This window comes from Streptomyces sp. NPDC050636 (genome assembly GCF_040654775.1).
Lineage (GTDB): Bacteria > Actinomycetota > Actinomycetes > Streptomycetales > Streptomycetaceae > Streptomyces.
Map to the genome: position 1 here is coordinate 49,450 of NZ_JBFAIP010000031.1, position 23,265 is coordinate 72,714.

Genomic DNA, 23,265 nt, shown 5'->3' on the forward strand with positions numbered 1-23,265 from the left:
CCACATGCCCCCGTCCCGCAGCCACATCCACAACATGACCGAGGCGTACCTCGGGCGTCACCCCGACGAGCGGGAAGCGCTCGTGCCTCTCCTGAACGCCCTGACGAGCCCGGAGGACCCGACTAGCCGTGAGACCTACCCCGGCCACGTCACCTGCAGCGCCATCGTGATCGACCGGCACGACCAGATGCTGCACATCCACCACAAGATCCTCGACAAGGATCTCGCGCCCGGTGGGCACTCTGAGCCTGCCGACACCGCTCTCCCCAGTGCCGCCCTGCGCGAACTCCAGGAGGAGGCCGGCATCCCGCCCAGCGCCGTGGTCCCGCTGACGGGATACGAAAGCATCCCGCTCGACATCGATGTACACGACATCGCAGCCAACCCCGATAAAGGCGAACCGGCACACCAGCACTACGACTTCCGCTTCGCTTTCCGGCTCCTCGGCAAGCAGAAGATCCACCTCCAAGCCGAGGAAGTGACGAACTACCGGTGGCTGCCCTTCACCAAGGTCACCGCACCGACCATCGCCGCCAAGCTTGCTCTCCTGCCCAGTTCCACGGCTCCCTGACCCGCCTGCAATGGTCGCCAAGGTCAAGGGAGCGTCTCCGCGTATGCGGAGCAGCCCCGACCTGCAGGCGCAGCGGGGTCAGGCCGCTCGGAGCATCTCCGCATGCGCGGAGCGAACCCGTCGAGCTGGCGGATGATCGACGCGTACTTCGGTGCATCTCCGCTTGTGCGAAGCGGACGACTGAACGGCCAAGTCGACGCCGATGCCGACCGGAACATCTCCGTCTGCGCGGAGCCGACCAGCAGTAAGCGCTGCGCCGCTGCCTTGGAACCAGAGCATTTCCGCGTGCGCGGACAGGACCAGACCGTCGTCGACGAGGCCCTGGCCCTGTACGGAACATCTCCGCGTACGCAGAGCGAACGCCATCGGTCACTCGCCCCGGCTCTGCGGTGTACGGAGCATCTCCGCCTCCGCGGAGCGGACTCCGAGGCGAGGGCGAGGCCGGTGTCTCCGTACGGGATATCTCCGCATACGCGGAGCGCACGTCTATCCGGATATGGACCACTCCGCCATCAACGGAACATCTCCGCGTACGCGGAGCGCACATCCGGCAACGCCTGTTCACCCTCGCCTCCGACGGAACATCTCCGCGTACGCGGAGCGCACCCTTCGTGACCTGGCCAGTTGCGGAGGCTTTGCTGTTTCGTTATCAAGGTGCGGTGGGGTGTCCGGTCGTCTTGTAACGGTAGCGCTGTCTGGTTGTGCAGTTGGCGCTGGCGAGTTCCCCGGGCGCGGAGCGGACGCTACAGCCATGGTGATCATCTCGCCGTAGTCGGCGCATCTCCACGTACACAGAGCCTGACTTGGCGGCCAGTTCGAGCAGGACATCAGAGTCCGGAACATCTCCGCACGCGCGGAGCGGACGGCACGGTGACGCCCAAGAGCGTTGCTGCCGTGGGAGCATCTCCGCGGACGCGGAGCGGACAGCCCAGGCACTGTCCCCGGCGGACCGGAAGCAACTCCGCACGCGCGGAGCGGACAATCCGCACGCTGGGCTGGGTCTGCCGGAGGACGGATCATCTTCGCCTGTGCGGAGCGGACCCGGAGTTGACCCGATCGTCTTGCTCGCAGAGCGGAACATCTCCGCGTGCGCGGAGCGGACAGCGACAAGCAGCTGCGAGCCGGCATCGGACACGGAACATCTCCGCGTGTGCGGAGCGGACCGAGGCGCCGGGCTGGGCGAGCGGATGCACTGCGGAACATCTCCGCGTGCGCGGAGCGGACGAGATCAACAGTGATCCGATGGCCCGCATGGTCGGAACATCTCCGCATAAGCGGAGCGCACGATGACGAGGGTTTCGGCTTTCAACCTGGCGGTGGAACATCTCCGCGTACGCGGAGCGCACGAATTGACGGCGCAGCGCGGCGAGCTGGTCAGCGGAACATCTCCGCGTACGCGGAGCGCACCCTTCGTGACCTGGGTAGTTGCGGAGGCTTTGCTGTGTCGTTATCAAGGTGCGGTGGGGCGTTCGGTGGCCTTGTAACGGTAGCGCGCTGTCTGGTTGTGTAGCTGGCGCTGGTGAGTTCCCCGTTTGCGGAGTGGACGCGGCGCCGGCCCGCAGGTGGCCGGCGACCAGCGGAACATCTCCGCGTGTGCGGAGCGGACAACAACGGCATCGGCGCGCGGATTCTTCGCCGCGGAACATCTCCGCACGCGCGGAGCGGACCCATCCGGCCCTTGTATGACTACTGAGCCACAGGGAACATCTCCGCATGCGCGGAGCGGACGCCGCATAGTCCCGGTCGACGTCGGGCCAGTCGGGAACATCTCCGCACGCGCGGAGCGGACATCGGCCGCCACGTCGTGACGTGCCTCTTGCCGGGAACATCTCCGCACGCGCGGAGCGGACTTCTCCGGCATGGCCACGGGGGACGGGGCACGGGGAACATCTCCGCACGCGCGGAGCGGACGCACGACTCGTCCTGACCCTCGGCTGGTACCGGGGAACATCTCCGCACGCGCGGAGCGGACAGGTCATGACCTGCAGTTCTATCGTGCCGGCACTGAGTCTTTAAGCACTTGCACAGAAACAGGCAAGCGGCACATTCTGGATTTAGCGTTCGATTGACGTAGGGCGTCGTGGCCGTCTTGCGGCCGCTGGCGTGCCCGTCCCGGACTTGGCCTTGACCACCCGACATTGACCACCGGTGCCGGTCTCCAGTTTCGACGGCGGCTTGCCCTTGGAGCGGACTCGATTCCTTTAGCTAGGTCGGCCTCCAGCTCCGGATCATCTCCGCGTGAGCGGAGCGGACGCGATGGCGTGCTGTGTCATCCCCGCCCTGTACGGAACATCTCCGCGTGGGCGGAGCAGACCGCGTCAATGGTCTCGACCGCGGCATCATGCTCGGAGCATCTCCGCGTGAGCAGAGCGGACTTCGCCAGACTGGGGCGCAGCACCTTGCGATTCGAAACATCTCCAGGTGAGCGGAGCGGACGATGTGCGTGCAGTCAAGCGCCACAAAGCCGGCGAAACATCTCCGCCTGCGCGGAGCGGACTCGTGTGCCCACACTGCGATGTACGGCACGGGCGGAACATCTCCGCATGCGCGGAGCGGACCGGACCTGCACCAGCGCACTGGCCATCGCGCCGGGAACATCTCCGCATGCGCGGAGCGGACGCTCCGTGCGGCATGGTCGGGGTGGGCGAGATCGGAACATCTCCGCATGCGCGGAGCGGACTCACGCCAGGTCCGGGACTGAGCTGGTCAGCTCGGAACATCTCCGCATGCGCGGAGCGGACCCCTCGTGACCTGGCCGTTTGTGGGGGCTTTGCTGTTTCGTTATCAAGGTGCGGTGAGGCTGGTGCTCGGGGGCCTCAGGGAGGCCGGTTGTCTCTTCACGGTAGCGCTGTCTGGTGGGTGGGTGGCCGCGGTGGGTTGTTCACAGGCTGGTTGTCAGTGGCTGCGGGTAGGACTGGGGGCTGGTTCCGTGAGGAGGCAGGGTGTCGGAGTTTTCCGGTTTGGTTGGGCTGTTGTGGGCGAAGACGTGGCGCAGGGGCTGGGGGCGTGAGGTGCCTCCTGGTGCTACGTGGCATTCGTTGATCGCGCATGTGTGGGACAGCGGGCACGCGGGCGGCTGGCTGTGGGACCACTTGCTCGCGCAGCGGGTGCGGGGATTGCTGGCGGCGGACCTCGACGGGAGGGAAGCGCCGGCCCGGGCCCGGCTGTCGTGGCTGGCGGCCGAGCATGATCTCGGCAAGGCCACGCCGCCTTTCGCCGGCCTGGATGTGCAACGGCGGGCCGAACTGGTGGCCGCGGGACTGGCGGTCGACCTGTCCGTGAAGGGTGTTCTGCCGCATGGCTGGCTCTCGGGGCGTTTGATTTTCCAGGTGCTGTGCGACGAGGGATGGGACGGGGAGGCGGCCGAGTTCGTCGCTCTGACGCTGGCAGGCCATCACGGAGTGTTCCCCGGGGTGGGCTGGCTGGACGAAGGCATCAAGCCCAAGCGCCGGGGGACCGGGGCATGGAAACGGATGCAGGCGGCAGTGCATGAAGCGGCGGTGCTGGGCAGCGGAGCAGCGCCGCATCTGGGGGCGTGGGACAAGAGTGTGCCGTCGGTGCCGGCGCAGCTGGTGCAGGCCGGCGCGGTGACCTTGGCGGACTGGCTGGCCAGTAACGAGGACCTCTTTCCGTACGAGGGCCGGTTGCCGGAGGGCTATCTGGAGACCTCGGCGTCCCGGGTCGGGCGTGCGGGTGAAGTCATGGGGGTGTGGGCGGTCTGGACGCCGGATCCGGATGGTGCGCGGATGGGGGCGCAGGGTCTGTACGGCTCCCGGTTCGGGATCAACAAGCCGCGGGCAGTGCAGGAGGCGGTCTATGACCTGGCGTGCTCGGTTGGGGGGCCGGGGTTGATGGTGATCGAGGCGCCGATGGGCGAGGGCAAGACGGAGGCCGCCTTGGCGGCAGCGGAGGTGCTGGCTGCCCGGCTGGGCGCGAACGGTGTGTTCTTCGGGTTGCCCACGCAGGCGACGGCGAACCAGATCTTCGGCCGGGTCCTGAAGTGGCTCAAGCGGCAGGGGGCCGATACGACGGTGGCTCTCGCGCACGGCAAGGCCGTGCGTCAGGAGGACTACCGGGCCCTGCTGCACGGCACGGTGGGTGTGGACGAGTGCGGTGCGGGGGCTGTCGCCTCGAAGTGGATCCAGGGGCGCTATCGGTCGCTGCTGGCGCCGGTGGTGGTGGCCACTGTGGACCAGCTGCTGCTGGCGGGGCTGGCTTCGCGGTATGTGTCGGTGCGGATGCTGGGCCTGGCGGGGAAGGTCGTGGTTCTGGACGAAGTGCACGCTTACGACGCCTACATGTCCGGGCTGCTGCAGGGGGTGCTGGCGTGGCTGGGGGCGTGCGGGGTGCCGGTGGTGCTCTTGTCGGCGACTCTCCCCGCCCAGCAGCGCGCACAGCTCGTTCAGGCGTATGCCGGGCGGCAGGTGGAGGTGGAGGACAGTGCGGCGTATCCGCGCCTGACCTGGGTGGACGCCCCTGATCTGGCAGGGGAGGGGGCCGTGCCTCAAGCCCTGTCGGCGGAGGCGGACCGCGGGCTGGCGGTGACGGTGGAGATGCTGCCGGAGCCGGACGTCACCACGGTCGTCAACCGGGCCAAAGAACTGTTGGCGGGCGGCGGGTGTCTGCTGGTCATTCGCAACACCGTCGCTCGGGCTCAGGAACTGGCCGGTCAGCTGCGGGAGGCGCTGGGCGAGGACGCGGTCACGCTGATGCACGCCCGGTTCACGGTGGCTGACCGCCGGCGCCTGGAGACCGGCCTCGTGACGGAGTTCGGCCCCGAGGGCACGCGGCCCATGCCGCATGTCGTGGTCGCGACCCAGGTCGCCGAGCAGTCCCTGGACGTGTCCTTCGACGCGCTGATCACCGACCTGTGCCCGATCGACTTGCTCTTCCAGAGGATCGGCCGGATGCACCGCCACCCGGCCAGCGACCGCCCGCAGCTACTGAGCCATGCCCGCGTGGTGGTGACCGGATACCAGTCCGCCCTGGATACGCCTCCGGAGATGCCGGGTGGGTCTCGCACGGTCTACGGGGACCACCTGCTGTGGCGCACCGCGGCGGTGCTGCTCGACCGCACCGTGCTGGAACTGCCGGCCGCCATCCCGGACCTGGTCGACCGCGTCTATGGCACCGGGAGGCTGGGGCCGGACTCCTGGCAGGAGCGGCTGGCCGTCGCGGCGCAGGAGGACGAGGAAAAGCGGGCGCTGATGAAGGACCAGGCGAATCAGGTCGCTCTGAGGAATCCGCGGGAGGTGGAGAGCCTGGCGGATCTGCACAGGGACGCCCCGTTGAGTGGCGATGACGATGAAAACACGCCGCAGGTGCAGGCTCTGGTCCGGCTCGGCAAGCCGTCGCTGGAGGTCATCCTGCTGCAAGCAGGAGCCTCGGAGGACACGGCGGTGCCCGTTTCCCAAGGGGCGGATGCGCTGGTGCCGCTGGACCGGTTGCCGGACGCGGAGGGCGTCGAGGTGGTGCTGGACCAGGCGATCCGGCTTCCGAGCTGGTCGGAGAAGCTGACAGCTGCGGCTCAGGAAGCCTCTTTCACGCCAGAGGCGTGGAAGGCATCCGCCTGGCTCGGCTCGGCCCGGGTGCTCTTGCTGCCTGCCGATGGTCGGCCCCTGCGGCTGGGAGGCAGGCGCCTCACGTACTGCCCGAAGGAAGGTCTCATGGTCGACTGATCTGTTTCAAGCCACGTTTTTGCAGGTCACCGTGCGTTGTCAGTGGGTGCCTGTAGGTATGTGAGTCGGGGCCGGGCGTCAAATGCCGCACGGCTGCCGGGTAGTTCGTCATGCCTACGTGGTGGAGCGTTATGGAATTCAATCTGGTCGACGACGACTGGCTTCCGGTCGTCTTCGCCGACGGCAGTACGGGGGAGGTGTCTCTGCGCGAGGCGCTGTTGCGTGCAACCGAGGTACGCAGCCTGGCCCTGGACAGCCCCTCGCAAATCCCTCCAGTGATCCGGCTGTTGCTGGCCATCGTGCACCGAGCCCTGAAAGGACCGACCGGCGAGAAGCACTGGTCGGCCTGGTGGGAGGCGGGGGCGTTCGACGCGACGGTGATCGGCGCCTATCTGGATGAACACCGTTCGCGCTTCGGTCTGTTCGACGCGCAGGCACCGTTCATGCAGGTGGGCGGGTTGCAGGCGCTGAACGGCAAGACGAAGACGGTGGCGCTGCTGGTGCCGCATGTGGCCAGCGGCAACAACGTGCCGCTGTTCTCCGCGGAACGCGATGCCCGCCCCGATGCGCTCACCCCGGCGCAGGCGGCGCGGTGGCTGCTGCATGCCCATGCGTGGGACACCGCGGCGATCAAGACCGGGGCGGTCGGTGACGACCAGGCCAAGGCCGGCAAGACCATGGGCAACCCGGTGGGCTCCATGGGGCAGTTGGGCGTCGTCATGCCCATGGGGCCCACGCTGTGGCACTCCTTGATGTGCAACCTCCTGCCCACCACGGCAGCCGCCGTCGGCGAGGAGGATCTGCCGGTGTGGGAGCGTCCAGCGTTGACGGCCCAGTGGGCGGAGCGGATGCCGAAGGGTCGGCTGGAGCTGTTCACCTGGCCCGCGCGCCGCATCCGGCTGATCCCTGAGCCGGATGCGGACCAGCCGGGCGGGGTTGTGGTGCGGCAGGTGCTGGTCTGTGGCGGGGACCGGATCTCGTTGAACACCGGGCAGGAGCTGCGGGGCTGGATGCGCAGCGAGCCGCACTCGGCGTGGAAACGCAGCCCGAACCTGGAGCGCAAGCGCAAGTTCCCGCTGGTCTACTGGCCGGTGCGGCACCGCGTCGAGCGGCAGCTGTGGCGCGGGCTCGGCCCGCTGCTGGCCCGCGCGGAGCTGACCACCACCGCCGCTGCGAAGGACGCCCCGACGCTCCAAGGCCCAGCGGTGCTGGCTCAACTGGGCACCCGCGAGCGGATGTCCGCGCTGAAGAGGATGCCGCTTCGCGTCCTTGCGGTCGGTTTCGAATACGGCAACCAGAGCGCCGTGATCGACGAAGCCTACGGCGATGTGCTCCCTCTGCCGGTCGCGGTGCTCTCGGCCCAGGACGACGACTGGCGCCACACCGTGCTCTACGCCGTCGAGGCGACCGAAGGCGCGGTCCGGGCGCTGGCGTATCTGGCGGAGAACCTCGCGGTGGCCTCGGGGTGCCGAAAGTCGGAGGAGGGCTTGCTGACCGGTCACCGAGAACGCGCCCGCGAAGCCGCATACGCCGCGCTGGACACACCGTTTCGGCGCTGGCTGTCCTCCCTGACCGGCAACGACGCCGAGCCCGACGAGGCCCTCGATCGATGGGCGCACGAGGTCCGGCGCATCATCCGCAGCAGGGCCGGCGAACTCCTGAAGGCAGCCTCCCCAGCTGCATGGCACGGCCAGGAGACGGGGGAGGGCGAGGTCATGGACGCGTCCCTGGCCGAAATCTTCTTCCACAGCGCCCTGCACAAGGCCCTGCGCGAGCTGTTCGACACCGACGGCGACGACCCCGACGACGATCCGACCGACCTGGAGCCGCCCGCATGACCACCACACCCAAGCGCCGAACCGACGACGACCCGCCGCCCTGGCACGGCCGGCTCGCCAAACAGCTCAAAGCGATCGACCGGGACCCCGGCCTGGCCGCCGCGTGCCGCCGCGGACGCAACACCGAGCCGCTGGACGAACTCGACATGCACGAGTCGATCTCCTACGTCCTGGAAGGCGACGAAAAGACAGAAGTTTCTGAGTTCGTCCCCCTGGGGCGACGGGACGAGGTCACCGCGGCCACGCACCACACCCTGGCGCTGTATGCCTGCCACACGCAGTCCAAGTCCGCCCCCATGCACCGGCGCGGCGTCTCCCTGGGGCACGCCGCCCGGAAACTGGAGGCGTCGATGCCCTCGCAAGGCGGGGCCTCCAAGCGCTTCCGTGCCGCCCTGAGTGCGGACTCGATGACCGAGCTGACCAGCCACCTGCGCTTCCTCGTCTCGCTGCTGCGCACCTACGACGTCGCGCTGGACTACGTCGCCCTGGCCGACGCGCTTGCCGCCTGGCACCACCCGGCACGGCGCCAGGGCCTGGTGCGCATCTGGGGGATGGACTTCCGCCGCACCCCACGCAAGACCACCGAAACCGACAGCAACCCGACCGACTCGCCCAAGGAGTAGCGCCATGACCTTCCTCGACATCCACATCCTGCAGAACGTGCCGCCCTCCAACATCAACCGCGACCAGGACGGCAGCCCCAAGACCGCCGTCTTCGGCGGCGTCAAGCGTGCCCGCGTCTCCTCCCAGGCGTGGAAGCGCGCCACCCGCACCGCGTTCGAGGCCGATGGCGCCCTGGCCGGTGAGGACGCCGTCCGCACCCGCCAGCTGCCCCAGATGATCGCTGACCAGCTCGCAGAGCGCGTCCCCGCCCTTGCTGAGAAGGCCGACGCCATCGGTATGGCAGCGGCGTTTGCGATGTTCAAGGTCGCCGCCAAGAAGCCCAAGAAGAAGGGCGAAGGCGACGAGCCGGTCGAGGAGCGGCCGGTCACCGAATACCTGCTCTTCCTCGGCCGCACCCAGATCAACAACGTGGTCGACGCGCTCGCCGCCCAGGCCGACGCCCTCGCCGACGCCAACACCGACAAGAAACTCGTGGACGTCGTGGGTGCACTGGGGCTCAAGGACCTGGGTGTGACCGCTCACCCCGGGGCCGTGGCGCTCTTCGGCCGGATGGTCGCCAATTCCCCTGACACCGGAGTGGATGCCGGCTGCCAGGTCGCGCACGCCATCTCCACCCACGAAGCCATCACGGAATTCGACTACTTCACCGCAGTCGACGACGAGCAGCAGGACGACAACAAGGGCGCCGGCATGATCGGCTCGCTGGAGTTCAACTCCGCCACCCTCTACCGCTACGCCACTCTCGACCTGCGCACCCTCCACACCAATCTCGACGGTCAGAACGCCAGTACCCTGAAGTCCGCGCTCGGCTTCATTCGCGCCTTCGCCGGCAGCATGCCCACCGGCAAGGCCAACACCTTCGCCCACCACACCCGGCCCGAGGTCATCGTCCTCAGCCTGCGCGAAGACCGCCCGGTCAGCCACGTCGACGCCTTCGAACGCCCCATCGCACGAACCAGCGAGGGGTATCTCACCACCTCCGCCACTGCCCTCTTCGCTCACATGGCCAGCGTGGACGAGCAGTGGGGCGACACCCCGAGCTGGTCCGCCGCCATCTATCCGTCCACCCTGGAGAGCAACGGCGAGACGAAGCTGCCCGAGCGCGTCACTTGGAAGAGGGCGCTCGCGCAGGCAGAAGAAGCCCTGACGGCCGCCCTGCCCAAGGCGCAGGCCAAGTGAGTGTCCTGACCGTGCGGCTGGCCGGCCCGCTGCAGTCCTGGGGTGTGGGCAGCCGGCACACCATCCGCACCACCCTGCCCTACCCCAGCAAGTCCGGCATCGTCGGCCTCCTGGCCGCCGCATGCGGCATCCCCCGCGACGGCGGCCCCTCGGAAACCGCCGACGTCACTCTGGCGGAGCTGACGGGTCTGCGTCTTGCCGTGCGCGCGGATCAGCCCGGCGAACTGCTGGTGGACTACCACACGGTCAGCGGCGCCTCTCACGCCCCGACCGATGCCGCTCAGCAGCGTCTGCCCACCGCCGATGACGGGCGCCTGCAGGCCAAGGACTCCACGAAGATCACCCGGCGCCACTACCTGAGCGATGCCGCCTTCACCGCATACCTCGAAGGCGACGCCGACCTGCTGGCCAAAGTCGCCCACGCAGTGCGCCGGCCCCGCTTTCCCCTGTTCCTGGGCCGCCGCTCATGCCCTCCCAGCAAACCCCTCTTCATGGGCTTCGAGCGCCAGACCGGCCTCGACCATGCCCTGCGCACCACGGCGTGGCAGGCCGCCGCGCACGAGATCGCTCGCCACCGCGGGCTGGGGCAGTCCAGCGTCCGCCTGGACACGGTCATCGAGGACCCGGACGGCACCGACGTCCTCCCGGACCAGCCCCTCGCATCGGCGCCGCCGTTCCGCCACCGGTACACCGAACGCCCCATCCGACACGGGCACATCACCCTGCCCCTGTCACCCCACGACACCGTCCACGACCCCTTCGAGCTGCTCGGCTGACAGGACCACACCCATGCACCTCACCCGCGCCTACCTCAACCCCCGCCGCCAAGGCGCCATCAAACTCCTCGGCAACCGCCGCGCCCTGCACGCCCTGATCATGGGCTGCTTCCCCGACCAACCCCCCACACCCCCAGGCCAGACACCGCCGCGCGTGCTGTGGCGCCTGGACGGCGACGACGTCCGCCGCCCCGTCCTGTGGACCGTCTCACCCACCCGCCCCGACTTCACCCAACTCATCGAAGACGCCGGCTGGCCCACAGCCCAGACCCCCCAATGGGACAGCAAGCCCTACGGACCCCTCCTCGACCGCATCGAAACCGGACAGCGCTACGCCTTCCGCCTCACCGCATCCCCCACCTACCGACAGGCGTCACCCGCACCCGACCAACGCGGCCGCCGCCTGCCCCACACCACCGCACGCCACCAACTGCGCTGGCTCACCGACAAAGCCTCCAAGCACGGCTTCACCATCCCCCCGGCCGGCAGCCCCGACGACCTCGGCCCGGACGGTGAAGTCCCCCTCCAGCTCCAGCTCCGCCACCGCGGCAAGAACACCTTCGGCAAACACGACCACAACGACAAACCCATCCGCGTCGCCCTCACCACCGCCACTTACGAAGGAGCCCTCGACGTCACCAACCCCCAAGCTCTTCGCGCCCTCCTCACCACCGGCATCGGCCAAGGCCGCGCCTACGGCTGCGGACTCCTCACCCTCGCCCCCCTCAAGAAGTAAAGAACAGGCAAGGTGCACCAATCAGTGCAGGTCGCAAAGGCTCTGCTCCGCGAACGCGGAGATGCTCCGTTGCTCATGCTGGCCGAAGTCTCGTAGTCCAAGTCTGCTCCGCGTACGCGGAGATGCTCCGGCCGTCAACGCCACCACCAAGGTGGACCTGAAGTCTGCTCCGCGTACGCGGAGATGCTCCGCCGGAGCTGAAGATCGCCGACATGTTCGCGACGTCCGCTCCGCGTATGCGGAGATGCTCCGTGGACGACCGACTCCGGCGGCCGCGGCATCACGTCATCTCCGCGTACGCGGAGATCCTCCGACGATTACATGTCGGTCGCCCGGCACGATGTTGTCCGCTTTGGGTATGTGGAGATGCTCCGCTCCGCGCCTGCCGAGATGCTCCGGGGTGCCGCTCCCTGCTCGCCGGGCAGGCCGGGGCCGCTCCAAGTAGACGGAGATGCTGCACATTCGTGCCACGTGCGGTTGCTCGCCGTGGTTGACGCCGGCCTCGCCGTGGACCCTCCCGAGGGCCTCGCCCGCGCGAGGGTTCTCCTGCCACAGGCCAGGTCCGTCGCTCGCTGAGGGAGGCGACGGACCTGGGCTTCGGCGAGATCAGATTTCGTCGACCGGGTGCCAGATGTACGGCACGTTCGTCGGGTCGGCTTGGTACTCGTCGCGGTGTATCTCCTCCAGCACCTCGATGCGTCGGCGCAGTTGGGCGACCAGGCCCTGGATGCGTTCGACTGCTTCGGTGGAGTCGGCGGGGAGGATGGCCCGGGTGAGGACTTTGTACTCGTCCTTGGCGCCGTCCACGTGGATGGCCTGGGGCATGCGGACGATGATGGTGTAGGGCTCGACCTCGGCGATGCCCCAGCGGTCGTCGTCCTGCCGTGTCGCCCAGATGACCGTTCGCGTGGACGGGGAGTAGGCGAGCCGGGAGTCGTGTCCGATGAATTTGCTGAGGATGGGCAGCTCCATGCGGTCGTCTCCTGCCAGTGCCATGGCTTCGTCCGCTGAGGCGACGGTGATGTGTTGGGAGAGGCGGCGGGCGATGCGGCGGCGGAGGGCCTGGTCGGCGTCAGATGTCGCGGGCAGTGGCGCGAGGGGGTGGCCGGCGTCCGTGCCGCAGGCTTCGGCGCCGTCCTCGCCGCGGGTCCAGGTGATGACCGTCAGGCGGCAGCCCGGGAGGCTCGCGGGGTACAGGACGTGGCTGACGAGATCGACGGTCTCCCAGTTCATCGCCGGGAGCGTCATGCGATAGGTCGCGCCGTCCCGATTCTCGGCGATCTCGGTGCTGGAGTCCCAGATCTTGCGGACCTCGTCATCCTTGCGCAGCTCGGTGATCAGCTGGGCGAGTTCGGGGTTGTCCGGGTGCCGGGGGATGGCGCACTTCAGCAGCTTGATGTACTCGGCCGCGTGACGGGCCCAGTCGTGGAACTGAGTGCGGGCCTCGCGAGAGAGCAGGGCCCAGCGCATGAGGTTGGGCTTGTCCTCCAGCACCCAGGGCCACCACTCGGCCATCGCGGCGTTGTAGCCGATGACGTTCCAAGTGGCGTCGGTCAGCAACGTGGGGCTGGGCATCTGCTTGTCGATGAGCAGCTGCAGCGCGCGGCGGGTGGGGGAGTCGCCGGCGGGTGAGGGGCTGGTGATGGCGCCGCCGTGGCCGTAGAGGACCAGGGCTTGCAGTTCGTCGCGGCCCAGCATGAGGACGTTGCCGAGGCCCTCGCACAGCTGCCGGTCCAGGCGGACTGTGGCGCCGTTCTCCAGGTCGCGGTACCAGCGTGTGGAGCGCTGCAGAGCGGATGCGACGTCCTTCTGCGTGAGCGGCTTGCCCAGCCGTTCACTTGCGGCAGTCCTCCAGGCCCGCAGCAGACCCGCCAGCCCCATCAGCTGGCCGGGGGCGAGCGGCGAGGCGTCGTCGCGCTCTGCCGATGTCGTATCGCGGCTCGGGAGCGATTCCTCGTCTCCACGCTCGGGTCCGCCGTCGGCGATGCCCATTCGAATCCTCTCTGACTTCGCTTGGTGTGCCTGCGGTGACGCCCCGAGCGCAGGCACGAAAAAGGGGCCGGCCACTGGCAGGCCCCACATAGATTTCCCGTCCCATCGACGATACGTAACTTCTATTTGATCTTGACGTCCTCCCTTGATCGAATATGAAGGGATCGTGAGCCAAGCCACAGGAATCGCCGAGACTCCTTTAATTTCTTACCGCATTGCTCGGTCAAGCCGTGATCTAGGGTTGCGATTCGGACATTACCGGCGGAAATTTATTTCCCCTCCAGGTGAGGGGAAATAAATTGCCCCTCCCTGTTTTCCGATCCGTACGGGCCTTGTGGCCAAGTCGTAGAAGTCAAGCGGGTTCGGCATCTCGCGGGTGAAATTGCCTGTAATGCCAGGGGAGTTGGAGGGTCCTCGGATGCGTGGAGGGCTTCTTCGGTCTCCTGCCGTCTATGCCTGTTTGTGTAGATTTGTCGACGCGTTGACTGGGCTCAAAGGGCCGGGCTTAAATCCTCTATGAGCGCTGCTTTGAACCACCACGTGCGGCGCTGAGTAGTGAGGAGAGTGGAAGTGAATGCTGCGCCGACGAGAATCTTCGAAGTCCTGCGCACTACTCCTCGCATAGTGACGGCGACTCTTTGCACAGTGGCGGATCCCACCTCTAACCGTCGACGGCAGGGGACCGTTAGGACCCGAACATCTCGCCGTTTACGCGGTACAGAGATACAGGAGTGGATCTTGCGAGGGTCTCCACATATGTTGCTCGTGCGCTCGGCGAAGCCATCGGGCAGAACTAACCGCAGGGGAGGACTCAGGACGACCTGCTCGCCGACGTACTCCGCCGACCCTGCGAACACCGAGGGGTCGCAGATACGCAGAACGCGTTCCGCATCCAGGGTCCGGTCGGCCAGGGCGCCGCGGCGTTGGGTCTCCCACAGCACGGTCAGCTGGTCGATGGGCTCGCCCCGATGGTGTAGCGCTCCCAGGGATCGGTAGATCTGCTGGTGGCCGGCATCGGCGAAATCGCCGGGGTGGAGCCAGCCCACGACCTCGTCCAGCTTCTGGGGACGCGCACTGAGGCAACCGAGGAGGAACTCCTCGTCGGCCAGGAGCTGTTCATTCAGCGGCTGTGGATGAGCGGGAGGGGATGGGGCCGACGCCGAGGGTGTTACGGGCCGGGGCTCGACTCCCCAGCGGCGCGCGAGATCGGCCAGCACGTCGGAAAGGACCTCGGCGTGATGGACCGTTTCCTCAACGCCGCGGCGGATGGCGTCGGCGCGGGCTGCCTGGTGCAGTCGTGTGGCGTGCTGGGCGACGCTGCGGTGGATGGCGCCTTCCAGCACCATCCGTCCGTAGACCACCGCATGCTCCGGCCGTGGACAGGCCGACACCAGCGAATGCGCGTAAGAGGCAGTTAGGCCCCGGGTGTGCTGGCTCGCCTCAGCGACCGTGTCGGTCATCCACGACATGGGTACGGGTCCCGCGTCCTGCGCCTTCGCGGCCGGGTGGTCGTCGGCCCGGAGTTTGAGCATCGCGGCGTAGAGAGCTGTGTGGACGGGACGGGAGAAGTGCTCCGGTCGCAGCCAGGGCGAGAGACGGTCAAGCTGGCCGGGGGCCAGGAAGACTGCCCCCAGGACCGCCTGCTCAGCCTGGACGAGCGGAGTCATCGCCGGGCCTTACGTACTACGGGATCGCTTGCCGCCGTGCGCTCGGCATGCAACTCGGCGACGGCACGATTGGCGGCGGCCATGTCGGCTTCGAAGCAGTCCAGTTCGGTGTTGAAGGCGGGGTCCGAGGCGAGCATCGTTCCGGCCGGGGAGACGAGCCACCAGTGGCCGCCGCGCCGTACGGCGGGAGTGTCGGCAAGCCGCTGGGACCGGCGGACGGAAGCCCAGGGCGGTGCGGATTGGAGCATGGGAGCACCTCAAGAGACGGGGGCAGGAAGCGGATCGGTCACACAGCGCGGGGCGGGGCGGGCGCCCCGTCGGTCTCGTCCGGGTGCTGGGTTGACGGGGGCTGGTCATGCCGCCGGTCCGAAGTCGTCCTGGTGCAGGGGCTTGGCGAGGGCCCGGTCGGTGATGGCCGCGGTGGCTTCGGCGGAGGCGGCGCCGAGCTGGTCGGCGTCGGGCTCCTTGTACCAGGGCTTGAGGTCGAGGAGGGCGGGCCGGATGCCGGTGGCCAGCAGGTACGCCGTTCCCTTGGGCAGGGCGCGGATCGCGTCGGGCGGCAGTACGCGTTCCTGGCGCATGGAGACCGAGGTGGACTTGCCGGACTCACCGGTGGAGACGGAGACCGCGCGCACGTCGTGGTCACCGGCCAGGCGCGAGAGCTTGTCGGCGAAGTCCGCGTCATCGATGCCGGAGCCGATCAGCTTGATCGTGGCGGCGGAGAACAGGGCGTCCATACCTGCCTGGCCCCAGACCCGGACGCCCTGCTGGTAGGACTGCAGGATCGTCATCGGGATGACACCGCGGGACCCGAGGTGCGAGTACAGGTCGGGCAGATCGGAGATTTTGCAGACGTTGGCGGCCTCGTCGAGGATCGCCAGCAGCGGGGCGTCGAGGCGTCCGCCGTCGCGTTCGGCCTGGATGACGGCGGCGCGCATCACGGCGTCGGCTGCCGCGGCGATGATCGCCGAGGCGGACCCGCCGCCGTCCTTCGACAGCAGGAACAGGGTGTCCTTGCTGGTCGCGAAGTCCTCCGGCTTGAACTCCCGTGCCTTCTCAAAGGTGTTGGGTGGGGTTACCCAGGCGGCGATGGTGGGGTCGAGGAGGCAGCTGGCGTACTGGCGGGCGGTCTCGAAGATGCCGTCGCGGGTTTCGACGGCGCCGGCCACCGTGCCCTGGAGCTGGGCGGCGACGGCGTCGAGGCCGGCGTCCTGGAGGAGGTCGATGGGGGTGCGGTCGGCGGGGGAGGCGAGCCAGGCCAGCACGTCGGTGATCGGGCGGCCGTCGCGGGCGGCGGCGAGGAACAGCGCGGTGAGGGTGTTGGCGGCGGCGGTGGACCAGAAGTCACCGGCGCTCGACTCGTCCACGGAGGCGGTGACGAAGTGCCCGGCGAGCCGCCGGGCCCCGGCAAGATCACGGGCATCGGCGAGGATGTCCCACCACATGGTCCGGGGTGCATGCGCGATCTGCTGCGGGTCCAGTGTCCAGACCGTACCCACCTTGGCGCGGGCGTCGACGGTGGCGGTGTAGGCATCGCGCGCCGCCTTGTTGGAGGTCAGCAGGACGGGGCCGGGGGCGTGCAGGATCGCGGGGATCGCCAGGCACGACGTCTTGCCGGAGCGGGGCGCCATGATCGCGAGGATCACGTCCTCCCAGGAGGAGCGGACCTCGGCCTTGCCCGGCTTGAGGGTGCCCAGCAGCACGCCGTGGTCTTCGGGAGCGACGTCCTTAGGCTTGCTGCCCTTGAGACTGGGGCGCAATTCGATGGCCTTGGCGGCTACTTGCTTGGGCAGCAGCGGAGCCAGCTCCCGGGCGGTGGCAAGGCCCGACGGGTTGTGGCGAAAGCGCAGCCACACCTTCGCGGCGAGGACGGCGGCGGCCAGGAGGACGAGGCCGGGGAGGACGTAGCAGCCGGTGATGACAGCGGGCTGGGCGAGATGGGGCCAGACCTGCTCTGGATGAAGGAACGATTCTTCTGGCTGGTAGGCGGCCCACGGGTCGTTGCCGGCAACGGTGTTGGCGAGATTGCCGAACAGCCAGGCCAGCGAGCCTCCTCCGATGCCGAGCGCGGCGAGGGCGATCAGGAGGTAGAGGAGGACGTCGGTGCCGGTGGTGGTCGAGGGCGTGGTGGTGCGTGGAGATTGCAAGGCGAGTTCCAGGGGTGCGCGGCGCGAAGGGAGGGGAGTACGGGGCGGCGCGTTCTTCTGGTGATCACTGCGGGGCTCCTGGGGGTTGTGTGGGAGGGGGTGCTACGGCTGGCGGGGCGTGGCGGTCTGTGTGCCGGCGGCAGGGTCGGCTGCGTCGGTGTGGTCGGAGCGGTTCTTGCGGATCTCGGCCCATGCGGCGTCGAGGGCGGACTCGCAGCGGAGGTCAGAGGCGATGTCCGCGTAGTGGCCCGCGTGGAAGAGATGGACTGCTGCTCGTGTGGAGCGGGCCTTCTTCTCGGCCTCGCTGAGGTCCCGGGGGAGCCGGAGGCGGAAGGGTATCGGCGACTTCTCGAAGCCGCACGTCAGGATGATCTGGCGGGCACATATCTGGCGGCACTCGGCGACCACCTCGGCGCTGTTCGGCTCGCGGTAGATCTCGACGTCTCGGCCGTACACCTCGTGGAGGAAGGACACAAAGCGGGACATGAAACGGCCTTTCTGGAAGGTCAGTGAGTGAGCTGAGCGGTCAGGTTGCGGGCGTGGTGGTCGCATGCGGAGCGTGCGTTCCAGGTGTCCTGGTGGATCCGGGCCCAGCGCCCGTCCTGGCGGATCACGTTGGCGACGATGTCGAGCGAGCGGTGGTCATGGCGCAACGCGGCCCACCGGCAGGCGAATCGGTCGCCGTCGGGAGCGATCCCCGTGGCGTCGACGACGTCCTCCACGAGGCGCAGCCACTGCTCGTCGGAGAGGGGGACACCGGTGGTGTTGACCACGGAACAGTGCCAGGCGGGCCGGGTAGGGCGTCGTCCCGTGCGCTGCTCGCGGGCACCGAGAGGCTCATCGAGCAGCTGGGCGAGGTGTGCGAGGGAGAGTGCGTTGGCGGCTTCCAGGTCCGGCGACCAGGCGGCCAGGAGGTAAGGCTCGAAGCCGTCTTCGCGGGACTCGTGGAGCCGGGTGAGGAGCATGGCGGTGTCGGCGGAGCGGCGTATGTGGCAGTCGAAGGACGGATGCACGGCAGAGCCTTTCGAGAGGGGGGAAGGGGCTTTTAGAAGTGGGGGTTTTCGTTCGGCCGGTCGCAGTCGGTGGCGGCTTGCAGCAGTTCAGGCAGGTCGGCGGGGTCGGCGTCGCGCTGGTCGATCCACCAGCCGGCGCGGGTCACCGGCCGCACCGCGTCCTCGATGGCCTCCCACTCGGATGCGCTGGTCGTCCCTTCGAGGACGAGGGCGGTGTAGGCGGCGGAGACGACCTGGTGGCGGCAGCGGGTGCCCCAGACGAGGGCGCGGTCGGTGCCCTCCAGGGGCGGCATGCGGTACTGCTCGGACCACTCATCGGCCTCGGCCTGCTCGGCGGCCCGCTTCTTCGCCAGCCACTCGGCCTTCGACTCGGCATCCTCGCCCCGGGCGGCCCGCCAGCAGTCGGTGCAGTCGCGTGTCGAGAGCCAGCGGGCGTAGCCGGCACGGCGGTCGGCCGGCCGGTCGGAGAGGTCGGCCTCGGCGGTGTGCCCGCAGGCGTGATCGACGGTCCACAGCGTCTTGACGGCCATGGGATGGACTCCTTCTGTGATCGGGATAATGGTCAGCGTGTACGGCGGGCGCCGGTCGGCGCGGCCGTGGAGCGGGCCGCTTCTTCCGGGGCCGCAGGGAGGCCGGCGGGGCGGTTCGGTGAAGGCGCCACGGCTGCGCGGGAGCGGGCAGTGCGTGACACAGAGGGGATCTCGTGCCGCGCTGGGAGTGGCACGTCGGCCAGAGGCGGGGCATCCTGCGGCGTCACTTCCGGCATGACCGACAGGTCGAGCTGTGCGTCGGCCAACCGGTCGCCGAGGAAGGCGACATGGTGCGCGATCGTGCGCAGGTGCTGGCCCAGTTCGCGGCCGCCCGGGGTGTCGAGTCGTTCACACCAGGCGGCGGCGGTGTCGATGAACTCCTCCAGATCGCCGACGGCACCGTGGTGCTCATCGAGAATCTGCTCCAGGACCTCCGCGACGTCGGCCGAGCGACGCAGCTCGTGCAGCTCGCCGGTCAGCGCGGTCAACGACTGACCAGGCTGCGTTTTACGTGCGTCCACGCCGCCTGGTGTGGGGACGGGCGGCGGCAGCATGATGCGGGGATCGGCGGCGACGGTATGGCCGGCGCCCTGGAATTCGCGGGTGGCAGCGGCCATTGTCCGGACCGCGGTGTTGTGCCCGGTGCCCTCCGGCAGGAGGTAGACGTCCAGGTCCTGGCTGTAGCGGAAGTGGTGCTTGCGCAGGACCTCGTCCAGGTACGGCCGGTCATCCGCGACGGCGGCGGCCACACCGAGATCGGGGTGGACTCCGAAGGCGACGTCGGGTTCGTAGGGCAGATTCATCGCGAAGACTCCTTCGAGGCAGAGGCGTTAGCGGGCGTGGACCGGCTGCTGGGTGGTGGTAATCGGGCGGTAGGCGACGGCGGCGGCCGGTTGCTGCGGCACTGCGGCGCCTGTGCGGGCCGGGGAGATGGCGGTGGCGGCCTGAGCACGGCGCTGCATCATCGACAGCCTCGGATCAGGACGCTCGTTGCCGGGCATCGCGTAGAAGACGTCGAACGCGCGACCGGTGTGTTCCAGCCGGGACTCGACGTAGCGCAGATCACCGTCGCCGCGGAGCAACAGTCCCTCGCGGGTACGTACGTCGGTGCCGACCGCCCACAGCGTTCCGTGGGGATCGCGTGCCTGGTCGTGCACGACGATCCGGGCGGCCCGGATGTCGGCATCGAGAGCTCGGGCGGAAGCGAAGGACGCCTCCCCGATGCCGGCACCCATCACGGCGGAACGATTCTCCGGCCGGTCGAGGAGGCTGCGGTTGGTCGTGAGCGGGGAGTGGGGGTTGAGGTCGTATGCGGCGTCGGCCGTGACGTTGTACTGCGCGGCCCGCAGGGACTGGACCGCCTGCTGTCCTCGACGGGTCGGGTCGCGGTTCGGCTCGGTCAGGGTGTAGAGGTCGCTGCCGGGCAGCCGCACGAAGCCGACCCGCCGCAGCATGTGGTCGGCGACGTGGTTTTCGTGCGAAGCAGCTGCCACGACGCCGTACTGGTCGTGGTGGCTGACGGTTATGTGCGGATGTGATTCCGCCACGAGAGATGCACCTCGCAGAGGTTGGGGCCGTGCGGAGGACGAGGATGCGACCCGATTACGGATTTGGCGGGGCCGGGATTTTGCGCTAGTGCGAGCGAGGTCGGCGGTCGCGCCCGATCCGTCCGGCGGGTGGCAGCGTGGCGGATGCCTCTGTGGCCGCGGGACTCTCGCGCGCAGCTAGCGGAGACCGGGCGCGGGCTGCCTCGGCCCGAGCGGACCGGGACGACCTTTCAGCGCCGCGCTGTAGGGCTCGTTCGGCTCGCGCCATGTCGACGAGCGCGCCGGCGTTCTGCATCCAGGTCAGGGCGCAGTCCCAGCCCTCCGCGTTGCGCTCGGCGACTGCCTCCGCGAAGGCGGCCTTGGAACGAGGGTGGTCCGGCAGCAGAGCATCGCTGGTGGCCCGGAAGTCGGCTTGGACACGAGCCCCTGCCTCCAGTGCTCCTCGCACAGCACGCATCCGGTCCGGCCAGCGCCCCGCGGCACGGTCACGAGCGTCCAAGAGCGGGAGGGTCTCCTCGGCGTGCGCGAGAAGCGCCGGACCGTGGTCGAGGAAGGGGCCGAACTGGGCCCACATTTCGGCGTCCCGCTGCTGCTGGCGCAGGCCGTAGCGGTCATCGAGCGGCCAGTGATCGGCGTCGCACAAGCTGTCGGAGACGGCATCCCACTCGGCCAGGGCGCGCTCTCCGGCGGCCACTGAATCGGCGAGGTGCTCGATCCGTGCCTGATGAACGGCCTGTTCGTACCGGGGGAGCAGCCGGTCAGCCACGGCGGAGGCTGCCCGTGCTGGTTCGGCGCTGACGACAATGCCGTCGGGCGCTTCGACAGCGTCTGTGACGTTGATCCCTCGTGGGGCGAGGGCGGCGACGAGGAACTCGTGCCTGCGCAGCGGACGGTCGACGACGACCAGCTCTGCCCCGGAGTCGCTGGTGAGCACGGCGTCCCGTTGCAGTACGAACTCGGACAGGGCCCACCTGGCATGCCCGAACCCCCACAGCCGTTCGCGGAGCGGCAACTGATCGCTGTATGCCGCGTGCTCGCGGGTGGTTGCGGTCCATGACCCCGACAGGCGGGCCGCGAGTGCTTCGGCGAAGAGCGCAAGATCCGCACGCTCCTGCGGCCGGGGCGTGGCGGCGAGGCGGGATGCTTCAGCCATGACGGGTCCCGGTGCGATCACGAGTGGGTATCTGGTGAGCACCCCTCGTGCGGCGAGCTTCGTCGAGGACGCTGAAGGGGCCTGTGGTCAAAGGGATCTGGCTTTGGGCGGCGTTGGCTTTCGCCGCGTCGATGTACAGCTGAACGAGCCGACGTGCGGCACGGCGGATGGTGTTTTGCACAGGCATGGGAGTGGATTCCTTCGATGTTTGGGAGGGGAGGGCGGAGGGAGCCGAAGTGCGACTTCGGCTCCCTCCGCGGCGTGAGCACGGCGAAGCCGCGGTGCTTAGGCGTGCATGCGGGCGTCTGTGTCGAACAGTTCGTGTTCGCGCGGGTGGAGGAGGTGTTGCGTGATGAACGACCGGCCCGCGACCTTCCACAGGCCCCGGCCCTTGGTGAGCGCGGACACGGCCTGGGTCTCGACGCCGGTCAGCCCCAGCAGGGCTGCGGCGGAGGCGAGTTGGTCGGCTTCCTGGCGGTAGATGATCCGGGTCGAACAGTCGGTGAGCAGACCCTCCGCCAGGGCTCGGCCTCGGGAGCCGGCATCGCCCGCGGTCAGTAGGTCGCTGAGGCGGTGGATAACCATGAGGTTCGCGATGCCCAGACCACGCGAGAGCTTCCACTGGCTCTGCATGCGCTCCAACAGGGCGACGTGGCGCATGACGCGCCATGCCTCGTCGTAGATCACCCAGCGTCGTCCGCCGGTGGGGTCGGCGAGCGCGGACTCCATCCACGCCGAGGCGCAGGTCATGGCCAGGACGAGTGCTGTGTCGTCGCCGGCCCCGCCCAGGCGCGAGAGGTCGATGGACAGCATCGGTGCACTGGGGTCGAAGGCGACGGTGCTGGGGGCGTCGAACATGCCGGCCAGGTCGCCATGTACGAGCCTGCGCAGCGCGTGGGCGAGGTCTTCGGCGGCGTGTCCGAGGCGGCCGGTCAGCTCGCCGAGTGCGGAGTCGAGCCGCTCGGGGGAGCCGAGTACGTGCGCGACCTCACCCAGTAGCGGGGTGGTGCCGTTCGCCTCGGCGTGGGCGACGGTCTGGTCCAGGGCGACGTCGAGAGCGGTGTGCTCCATTGGATGCAGGTCCCGCCGCAGGACGGTCTTCGCGAGTGATCCGAGGAGGAGAAGGCGGCGCTTGCGGACCTCGTTGCCCCAGTCCTCCTCGCCGACGCCGTGTGGCTTGGCGGGTGCGTCCAGGGGGTTGAGCCGTCCGGGCAGGCCGGGTCCGAGGGCGATGGTCTGGCCGCCCAGCTCCTGGGCGACGACGGTCCACTCGCCCTTGGGGTCGCAGGGGACGTAGATGCGGTAGCCGAAGGCCACGGCACGCACGGCGAGGGACTTGGCCAGGGCGGACTTGCCCATGCCGATGATCCCGGCGAGCAGGATGTTCGGATTCGTGAACCCATCGAGACGCCCGTACAGCGCGAACGGGTCATAGGTGAATGCCGCCTCGGCGTGGACATCGCGGCCGATGTAGATCCCTTGCGCGCCGAGGCCGCCCTCGGCGAGGAAGGGGTAGGCCCCGCTGGCGGTGGCAGTCGTCATCCGGTGGGCGGGGAGCTTGAGACGGCCGCCGCGGGCGGAGTACGGGCCGGGACGACCGGCAGCGGGGTAAGTGGCCCGCAGTTCGGGGGCGACGCCAGGTTCGACACGGCGGGCTTGGGGACGCACGGCATCTCGGGCCTGGTCGCGGGCGGCGGCGAACTGGTCACGGGCCGCGCGTGCTGTGCGGCGGTCGGTCTTGCGGGGGACGAACAGCGGGCTGGCGCTGGCGCGGTCACGGGTGTGGTTGGGCATGACGATGGTGCTCCAGCGGG

At 68.9% G+C, this 23,265-nt stretch carries 18 protein-coding genes and 2 CRISPR repeat arrays; of the genes, 7 read left to right on the top strand and 11 right to left on the bottom strand.

Annotated elements, in window-relative coordinates:
- The first annotated feature begins 4 nt into the window (after positions 1–4).
- The 7 genes from AB0I10_RS22535 to cas6e all read left to right on the top strand — a co-directional run bounded on the left by AB0I10_RS22535 (position 5) and on the right by cas6e (position 11,402).
- Positions 5–571, top strand: a complete 567-nt coding sequence (locus AB0I10_RS22535) for an NUDIX domain-containing protein (protein ID WP_363154348.1) — start codon at positions 5–7, stop codon at positions 569–571.
- 1,578 nt (positions 572–2,149) lie between these two features.
- Positions 2,150–2,543: direct repeats of the CRISPR family, unit length 28 nt; unit sequence GGAACATCTCCGCACGCGCGGAGCGGAC.
- 252 nt (positions 2,544–2,795) lie between these two features.
- Positions 2,796–3,312: a CRISPR direct-repeat array (repeat unit 29 nt; unit sequence CGGAACATCTCCGCATGCGCGGAGCGGAC).
- 201 nt (positions 3,313–3,513) lie between these two features.
- Entirely contained in the window at positions 3,514–6,249 is a 2,736-nt protein-coding gene (gene cas3 / locus AB0I10_RS22540; protein WP_363154350.1) for a CRISPR-associated helicase Cas3', read from the top strand.
- 131 nt (positions 6,250–6,380) lie between these two features.
- Positions 6,381–8,087: a type I-E CRISPR-associated protein Cse1/CasA gene (gene casA, locus AB0I10_RS22545; RefSeq protein WP_363154351.1), complete on the top strand. Its 1,707-nt coding sequence runs from the start codon at positions 6,381–6,383 to the stop codon at positions 8,085–8,087.
- Complete coding sequence (gene casB / locus AB0I10_RS22550; RefSeq protein WP_363154352.1) at positions 8,084–8,710, top strand: type I-E CRISPR-associated protein Cse2/CasB; 627 nt, start codon at positions 8,084–8,086, stop codon at positions 8,708–8,710. The genes casA and casB overlap by 4 nt, the downstream gene beginning before the upstream one ends.
- A gap of 4 nt (positions 8,711–8,714) precedes the next feature.
- Positions 8,715–9,890: a type I-E CRISPR-associated protein Cas7/Cse4/CasC gene (gene cas7e, locus AB0I10_RS22555; protein ID WP_363154353.1), complete on the top strand. Its 1,176-nt coding sequence runs from the start codon at positions 8,715–8,717 to the stop codon at positions 9,888–9,890.
- A complete protein-coding gene (gene cas5e / locus AB0I10_RS22560) occupies positions 9,887–10,666 on the top strand; it encodes a type I-E CRISPR-associated protein Cas5/CasD (RefSeq protein ID WP_363154354.1) in 780 nt (259 codons plus the stop codon). The genes cas7e and cas5e overlap by 4 nt, the downstream gene beginning before the upstream one ends.
- Before the next feature lie 13 nt (positions 10,667–10,679).
- A complete protein-coding gene (gene cas6e, locus AB0I10_RS22565) occupies positions 10,680–11,402 on the top strand; it encodes a type I-E CRISPR-associated protein Cas6/Cse3/CasE (protein ID WP_363154355.1) in 723 nt (240 codons plus the stop codon).
- 606 nt (positions 11,403–12,008) lie between these two features.
- On the opposite strand, the gene AB0I10_RS22570 is transcribed toward cas6e, so the two are convergent.
- The 11 genes from AB0I10_RS22570 to AB0I10_RS22620 all read right to left on the bottom strand — a co-directional run bounded on the left by AB0I10_RS22570 (position 12,009) and on the right by AB0I10_RS22620 (position 23,245).
- The gene (locus AB0I10_RS22570; RefSeq protein WP_363154356.1) at positions 12,009–13,394 is read right to left on the bottom strand and encodes a helix-turn-helix transcriptional regulator; all 1,386 of its coding nucleotides are present in this window, start codon (positions 13,392–13,394) and stop codon (positions 12,009–12,011) included.
- Positions 13,395–13,885: 491 nt separating this feature from the next.
- Positions 13,886–15,061 (bottom strand): DnaB-like helicase N-terminal domain-containing protein, encoded by a 1,176-nt coding sequence (locus AB0I10_RS22575; RefSeq protein ID WP_363154357.1) that lies wholly within the window; start codon positions 15,059–15,061, stop codon positions 13,886–13,888.
- Entirely contained in the window at positions 15,058–15,309 is a 252-nt protein-coding gene (locus AB0I10_RS22580) for a hypothetical protein (protein WP_363154358.1), read from the bottom strand. Before AB0I10_RS22580 ends, AB0I10_RS22575 begins: the two co-directional genes overlap by 4 nt.
- Positions 15,310–15,414: 105 nt before the next feature.
- Positions 15,415–17,208: a TraM recognition domain-containing protein gene (locus tag AB0I10_RS22585; protein ID WP_363154359.1), complete on the bottom strand. Its 1,794-nt coding sequence runs from the start codon at positions 17,206–17,208 to the stop codon at positions 15,415–15,417.
- A gap of 102 nt (positions 17,209–17,310) precedes the next feature.
- Positions 17,311–17,694 (bottom strand): hypothetical protein, encoded by a 384-nt coding sequence (locus AB0I10_RS22590; protein ID WP_363154360.1) that lies wholly within the window; start codon positions 17,692–17,694, stop codon positions 17,311–17,313.
- A gap of 20 nt (positions 17,695–17,714) precedes the next feature.
- The gene (locus tag AB0I10_RS22595) at positions 17,715–18,221 is read right to left on the bottom strand and encodes a hypothetical protein (RefSeq protein ID WP_363154361.1); all 507 of its coding nucleotides are present in this window, start codon (positions 18,219–18,221) and stop codon (positions 17,715–17,717) included.
- Between the two features lie 32 nt (positions 18,222–18,253).
- Positions 18,254–18,751, bottom strand: coding sequence for a hypothetical protein (locus AB0I10_RS22600; RefSeq protein WP_363154362.1), 498 nt, complete (start codon positions 18,749–18,751; stop codon positions 18,254–18,256).
- A 32-nt stretch (positions 18,752–18,783) separates the two neighbouring features.
- Positions 18,784–19,554 (bottom strand): hypothetical protein, encoded by a 771-nt coding sequence (locus AB0I10_RS22605; RefSeq protein ID WP_363154363.1) that lies wholly within the window; start codon positions 19,552–19,554, stop codon positions 18,784–18,786.
- 27 nt (positions 19,555–19,581) lie between these two features.
- Complete coding sequence (locus AB0I10_RS22610) at positions 19,582–20,298, bottom strand: hypothetical protein (RefSeq protein WP_363154364.1); 717 nt, start codon at positions 20,296–20,298, stop codon at positions 19,582–19,584.
- Positions 20,299–20,383: 85 nt separating this feature from the next.
- On the bottom strand, positions 20,384–21,451 hold the full coding sequence (locus AB0I10_RS22615; RefSeq protein WP_363154365.1) for a hypothetical protein: 1,068 nt from the start codon (positions 21,449–21,451) through the stop codon (positions 20,384–20,386).
- Positions 21,452–21,736: 285 nt separating this feature from the next.
- Positions 21,737–23,245, bottom strand: a complete 1,509-nt coding sequence (locus AB0I10_RS22620) for an ATP-binding protein (protein ID WP_363154366.1) — start codon at positions 23,243–23,245, stop codon at positions 21,737–21,739.
- Positions 23,246–23,265 lie beyond the last annotated feature (20 nt).